Source organism: Streptomyces sp. NPDC020192 (assembly GCF_044388685.1).
GTDB lineage: Bacteria > Actinomycetota > Actinomycetes > Streptomycetales > Streptomycetaceae > Streptomyces.
In genome coordinates this window covers 1-6,228 of record NZ_JBIRXG010000087.1, presented here as the reverse complement: position 1 = coordinate 6,228, position 6,228 = coordinate 1, and the positions used below count along the sequence as shown (strand labels likewise).

Annotated in this window: 4 protein-coding genes; 3 read left to right on the top strand and 1 reads right to left on the bottom strand. The window is 70.8% G+C overall.

Annotated features, from left to right (window positions below):
- The coding region (locus ACH47Z_RS46800; RefSeq protein ID WP_399086639.1) for a beta-ketoacyl synthase N-terminal-like domain-containing protein at nucleotides 1-926 on the bottom strand (926 nt) is incomplete at its 3' end.
- Nucleotides 927-1,574: 648 nt separating this feature from the next.
- Between ACH47Z_RS46800 and ccrA the strand changes: the two genes are divergently transcribed.
- From ccrA to ACH47Z_RS46785, 3 genes are read left to right on the top strand one after another with little or no spacing between them, the layout of a single operon-like run.
- Nucleotides 1,575-2,909 carry a crotonyl-CoA carboxylase/reductase gene (ccrA, locus tag ACH47Z_RS46795; protein ID WP_399086636.1) on the top strand — a complete coding sequence of 445 codons (1,335 nt, stop codon included), beginning with the start codon at nucleotides 1,575-1,577 and terminating at the stop codon, nucleotides 2,907-2,909.
- A 38-nt stretch (nucleotides 2,910-2,947) separates the two neighbouring features.
- Nucleotides 2,948-4,690 (top strand): fatty acyl-AMP ligase, encoded by a 1,743-nt coding sequence (locus ACH47Z_RS46790; protein WP_399086642.1) that lies wholly within the window; start codon nucleotides 2,948-2,950, stop codon nucleotides 4,688-4,690.
- Nucleotides 4,687-5,688, top strand: coding sequence for a beta-ketoacyl-ACP synthase III (locus ACH47Z_RS46785; RefSeq protein WP_399086633.1), 1,002 nt, complete (start codon nucleotides 4,687-4,689; stop codon nucleotides 5,686-5,688). Before ACH47Z_RS46790 ends, ACH47Z_RS46785 begins: the two co-directional genes overlap by 4 nt.
- The last annotated feature ends 540 nt before the right edge of the window (nucleotides 5,689-6,228 follow it).

Here is a 6,228-nt window from a genome sequence, read left to right as displayed (position 1 = left end):
AGGCCGTTGGAGGCGCCGTCCTGGTTGACCGCGCTGGACCGCACCACGGCGAGGACCTCGTGCCCGTTGCGCCGGGCGTCCGAGAGGCGCTCCAGCACCACGATGCCGATGCCCTCGCTGAACCCGGTGCCGTCGGCCGTCTCGGCGAACGCCCTGCACCGGCCGTCGGGTGACACGCCGCCGCCCTGTCGGCTGAACTCCACGAACGTGCTCGGGGTGGCCATCACGGTCACCCCGCCGGCCAGGGCGAGGGAGCACTCGCCCGAGCGCAGCGCCTGGCCGGCCCAGTGCATGGCCACCAGCGACGACGAGCACGCCGTGTCCACCGTCACCGCCGGGCCCTCCAGGCCCAGCACGTAGGACACCCGGCCGGAGGCGACGGCGCCGTTGGCGCCGAGGCCGGCGGAGCCGGTGCCGTCGGCGGCGTCCGGCTGATCGGAGGCCGGGTAGTCGTGGTACATCAGGCCGGTGAACACGCCGGTCGACGTGCCGGCGAGGGTGCGCGGGTCGATGCCGGCGTGTTCGAGGGCCTCCCAGGACACCTCCAGCATCAGCCGCTGCTGCGGGTCCATCGCCAGGGCCTCGCGGGGGGAGATGCCGAAGAACCCGGAGTCGAAGTCCGCGGCGGCGGTCAGGAAGCCGCCCTCGCGGGTGAGCGAGGTGTCGGGGCGGTCCCCCGTCGGGTCGTACAGCTCGTCGATGTCCCAGCCGCGGTCCGCCGGGAAGAGCGACACCGCGTCGGTGCCCGAGGCGACCAGACTCCACAGGTCGTCAGGCCCGGCCACACCGCCCGGGAAACGGCACGCCATGCCCACGATGGCGAGCGGCTCCTTGTTTTTCGACTCGAGTTCCGAGAGTCGGTGGCGGGTACGCTTGAGCTCTGAAGTGACTTTCTTCAGATACTCGAAGGACTTGTCGTCACTCATTATCGCTCCCACGGCCCCGAGCTGGCGGACGTCCGATGCAGGGTCGGCATATCAAGAAAATAAAAAGTCTCAGAAACCGTAATCGATCTCAATGTCAGGCGTACACGGCGTCCCGCTTTCCAGGCAAGCTACCCCGGCCTCCAACTGTCCCGGGCCCCCTATCGGCCCCTAATGCTCCGTAATTGATGACGACCTTATATGGGTCGCACTGCTTACCCTGGGCAGCGGCGCCGCCCGCGACGGCCGGCCCGGCGGACTTCCGTGGTGGGGGGTTGACGGCGGTCGACGGATGCCGTGTGAACTGGCCCGGAGCGACAGAAGGGGACCGAGGGAGCGTTAGGGGTGAACCTCGGACTAGGGGTGAACCTCGGACAGGGAGTTAGGGGTTCCGGCCGGCGATGTGGGCACGCGACGATCGATCCGGCCGTACTGAGGAGTAGGCGCCGGGAATCGGTCCCGCGCGGCGCCGCGCCATTCAACCGCGGACGGTGCCGGGTGCAGAAAAGGGCGACACCGGTATCTGCGGTGCCGCTCGCAGGGCTGCGTAAGGGGTTGAATCATAGGGGTGTCGATCGGAATCGGTATCCCGTAGCTTCGCCCCCGTCATCCTGCATGCCAGGAATTGCATCCGGCCCGAAGTGAGGCTACATGGAACCCATGACCGAGGCAGTTCTCCGGGGCGCCGACCCGGATGAATTGAGTCGCATTCCGGTCCCCGACGACTTTCTTGCCGCCCATCTGCGACAAGAGGACGCCGGCATATTCATGGACATGGACAGCGCCAGCAAGGACGTGCGCAAGTCGGTGCGCGTAGGCCGGGTGCCGATGCCGGAGCTGGCGCCCGACGAGGTGCTGGTGGCCGTGATGGCCAGCTCCATCAACTACAACACCGTCTGGTCCGCGATGTTCGAGCCCATCTCGACCTTCGACGCGCTGAAGCGGATGGCCAAGGCGGGCGGCTGGAACGCGCGGCACGACCAGCCGTTCCACGTGCTTGGCTCGGACGCGGCGGGCGTCGTCGTACGGGTCGGTTCCGGTGTGCGCCGGTGGAAGGTGGGCGACCACGTCTCCGTCGCCCCCCTGGTGGCGGACGCCGAGGACCCGCGGACCCACGCGGACAGCATGCTCTCCGACATGCAGGCGTGGGGATACGAGACCAACTTCGGCGGTCTCGCCCATTACACCCTGGTCCGCTCCAGCCAGCTGATGCCCAAGCCGGCCCACCTGACCTGGGAAGAGGCCGCCTGTATCCCGCTGTGCGGCGGCACCTCCTACCGGATGCTGATCGGTGAGCACGGCGCCCGGATGAACTTGGGCGACATCGTCCTGATCTGGGGCGCGACGGGCGGGCTCGGCTCGTTCGCCGTCCAGATGGTCAAGAACGGCGGCGGCATCCCGATCGGTGTGGTCAGCTCGGAGCACAAGGCGGAGATCGCCCGCAAGCTCGGCTGCGAGGCCGTGATCAACCGCGAGGAGATCGGGATCGGCGTCCAGCCGGAGCCGGGCCCGGCGACGGTGAAGCTCGCCAAGCGGCTCGGCCGGGCCATCCGCGAGGCGGTGGGCGAGGACCCGCACATCGTCTTCGACTACGTCGGCAGGGCCACCTTCGGCATGTCGGTCATCGTGGCCCGCCGCGGCGGCGCCATCGTCACCTGCGGTTCGAGCTCCGGCTTCGAGCACAACTACGACAACCGCTACTTCTGGATGAACCTCAAGCGCGTCATCGGCTGCCACGGGATGAACCTCCGCGAGGCGACCGAGACGATGCGGCTGAGCGCGCTGGGCAAGCTCTCCCCGGTCCTCTCCGCGGTGTACCCCCTCGCCGAGGCGGGCGAGGCCACCCGGCTCGTGCAGAAGAACGCCCACACGGGCAAGGTCGGCGTGCTCTGCATGGCGCCCGAGGAGGGTCTCGGCGTCACCGACCACGAGCTACGTGCCCGGCTGGGTGAGCAGACGCTCAACCCGCTCAGGTCCGCGCAGTAACGGGGTCCGCGAGAGGAGGTGTGCCACACGTGACCGCCATGGAATTCACGTTACTGGCCGAGGTCGCCACCACCCTGCCCGAGGCGTTGCGGGTGCGGGGCGAGAAGCAGCCCGACAGCGTCGCCTATGTGTTCCTGCGCGACGGCGAGGTCCCCGAGGAGAGCCTGACCTACGGCCAGCTCGACAGAGCGGCCCGGACCCGCGCGGCCGCTCTGGAGGCAGCGGGGCACAGCGGCGGCACGGCCGTCCTGCTGTACCCGTCGGGCCTGGAGTTCGTCTCGACGCTGCTCGCGTGCATGTACGCCGGGATCGCGGGCGCCCCCGTACAGGTGCCGACCAGGCGCAGCGGCATGGAACGGGTGCGCCGCATCGCCGACGACGCGGGCGCGACGACGATTCTCACCACGGCCACCGTCAAGCGGGAGCTGGAGGAGCGCTTCGGTGACCTGCTGACCGGGCTGACCCTGCTCAACACCGAGTCGATGCGGGACCACTCGGCCGACGACTGGGCCGGGCGGCCCCCGGGGCCGGACGACATCGCGCTGCTCCAGTACACCTCCGGCTCCACCGGGGACCCGAAGGGCGTCGAGGTCACGCACGCCAACTTCCGCAGCAACGTGGCCGAGACCGTCGAGCTGTGGCCCGTCTGCTCCGACGGGACCGTGGTCAACTGGCTGCCGCTCTTCCATGACATGGGGCTGCTGTTCGGTGTGGTGATGCCCCTCTTCTCGGGCGTCCCCGCCTACCTGATGGCCCCGCAGGCGTTCATCCGGCGGCCGGCCCGCTGGCTGGAGGCGATCTCGCGGTTCCGCGGCACCCATGCCGCCGCGCCCAGCTTCGCATACGAGCTGTGCGCGCGCTCGGCCGCCGACACCGGCCTCTCCCCCGGACTCGACCTCTCCTCCTGGCGGGTGGCGGTCAACGGCGCCGAGCCGGTGCGCTGGGCGACGGTACGGGCCTTCACCGAGGCGTACGCCCCGGCGGGGTTCCGTCCGGAGGCCATGTGCCCGGGGTACGGCCTGGCCGAGAACACCCTGAAGCTCAGCGGCAGCCCGGAGGACCGCGTCCCCACACTGCTCCGGCTCGACGCCGAGGCGCTCCAGGAGAGCCGGGTGGTGCCGCTGGCCGGCCCGGAGTCGGAGGGTGTGCCGCTGGTGGGGTGCGGGGCGACCGTACCCACCTCGCTCGTGGCCATCGTGGATCCCGGCACCGGCGCGGAGCAGCCGGCCGACCGGGTCGGCGAGATCTGGATCAACGGCCCCTGCGTCGCCCGCGGTTACCACGGGCGGCAGGCGGACACCTCCGAGGTCTTCGGCGCCCGGATCGCCGGGCAGGAGGCGCGCGGCACCTGGCTGCGCACGGGTGACCTGGGCTTCCTGCACGGCGGCGAGGTCTTCGTGACAGGCCGGCTGAAGGACATGGTCATCCACCAGGGCCGCAACTTCTACCCGCAGGACATCGAGTTGTCGGCCGAGGTGTCGGACCAGGCGCTGCACCCCAACTGCGCCGCGGCCTTCTCCCTCGACGACGGACAGGCCGAGCGTCTGGTCCTGCTGGTGGAGGCCGACGGCCGGGCTCTGCGCAACGGCGGTGCCGACGCGCTGCGGGCCCGGGTACGCGAGGCGGTGTGGGACCGGCAGCGGCTGCGGATCGACGAGATCGTGCTGCTCCGCCGCGGGGCGCTGCCGAAGACCTCCAGCGGCAAGGTGCAGCGCCGGCTGGCCCGAAGCCGCTACCTCGACGGCGAGTTCGGCCCGACACCGGCGCGGGAGGCGGGATGACCGGCGAGGTCATCACGGCCCCCGCGGTCGCCGGCTCCCGGATTCTGGGAGTCGGCGCCTACCGGCCGGGCCGGGTGGTGCCGAACGACGAGCTCGCGGAGTTGATCGACTCCAGTGACGAGTGGATCCGCCGACACTCCGGGATCGCCGCGCGCCGCTTCGGCGAAGCGGACGAGACCGTGGTCAGCATGGCGGTCGCCGCGTCGCTCAAGGCGCTCGCCCAGGCCGGGATGGCCGCCGAGGACGTGGACATGGTCCTGCTGGCCACCATGTCCCATCTGGAGCAGTCCCCCGCCGCCGCGCCACAGATAGCGCACCTGATGGGTGCCGGGTCCGCGGGCGCGATGGACGTGAGCGCGGCCTGCGCCGGCTTCTGCCACGCGCTGGCGGTGGCCGACGCCCTGGTCAGGGCCGGGACCAGCCGGTGTGTGGTGGTGGTCGGCTCGGAGAAGATGAGCGACATCATCGACCTGCGGGACCGGGCCACGGCGTTCCTGTTCGGCGACGGGGCCGGGGCCGTGGTGGTCGGCCCCGCCGACACCCCCGGGATCGGCCCGGTGGTCTGGGGTTCCGACGGCCGGCACAAGGAGGCCATCGCGCACTCCGGTTCGTGGCTGGAACTGCGGGACGGCAAGGCCACGTGGCCGACCCTGCGGATGAACGGCCCCAGCGTCTACCGGTGGGCGATCGGAACCGTCCCGCAGGTGTGCCGCCGGGCACTCGCCGCGGCCGGGACCGAGACCTCGGAGCTGGCCGCGTTCATCCCCCACCAGGCCAACCTGCGCATCGTCGACGCGGCCGCGACCGCGCTCGGCCTGCCGCCGCACGTGGCCGTGGCCCGGGACGTGACGGACACCGGCAACACCTCGGCGGCCTCCATCCCGCTGGCGATGGAACGCCTGCTGGCCCGGGGCTCGGCGGACAGCGGCGACCTCGCCCTGCTCGTCGGCTTCGGGGCCGGTCTGACGCACGCCGCCATGGTGGTCGCTCTGCCCTGAGCGGCCCGTGGCGGCTCCGCGGACGAGGGCGGCCGTTCGCGGCGCCGCGAACGGCTCCATCGAATTCACATTCCACACGCACCGGACACTCGAATCCACTCCCTATGCACGCCATTTCCGGGGGGGAAGCATTGGACATCGGGATTCTCGGGCCCCTGGTCGTTTCGGCGCCAACAACCGGCATGCGGCGCCAAGCGCACCTAACCTCGATCCTTCATGAGTCCCCGTCAGCTTGCTGACGGGGACGTTGTATCTGTGGGGTGGGGTTTTTCGTGGGTGGGGCAGGCTGAGGGCCCGGCTCTCGCGTCGGGTGGGCACCGGGTTCCACTTCGCCGGTAGGGGTGGTGCGGGTTGTCGGGACGGTCAGAGTTGCCGGTCAGCCGGGGTTCGGGAGAGTGTGGAGCCTGTCGGTCGCGTGGGTGATGACGTCGGTCCAGGGCCATCGGGCGGTGCAGCGGAGCCGGCGGCGGCGTCCGGTGTTCACGAGTTGGGCGGCGGCGCAGAACAGTCGCAGGCGGAGCTTGTTGGGTTCCCAGCGGC

Bases quoted from the DNA above. Each gene is read 5' to 3' on its own strand.
- ACH47Z_RS46785 (WP_399086633.1), top strand. From the start codon at position 4,687: ATGACCGGCGAGGTCATCACGGCCCCCGCGGTCGCCGGCTCCCGGATT.
- ACH47Z_RS46790 (WP_399086642.1), top strand. From the start codon at position 2,948: ATGGAATTCACGTTACTGGCCGAGGTCGCCACCACCCTGCCCGAGGCG.
- ccrA (WP_399086636.1), top strand. From the start codon at position 1,575: ATGGAACCCATGACCGAGGCAGTTCTCCGGGGCGCCGACCCGGATGAA.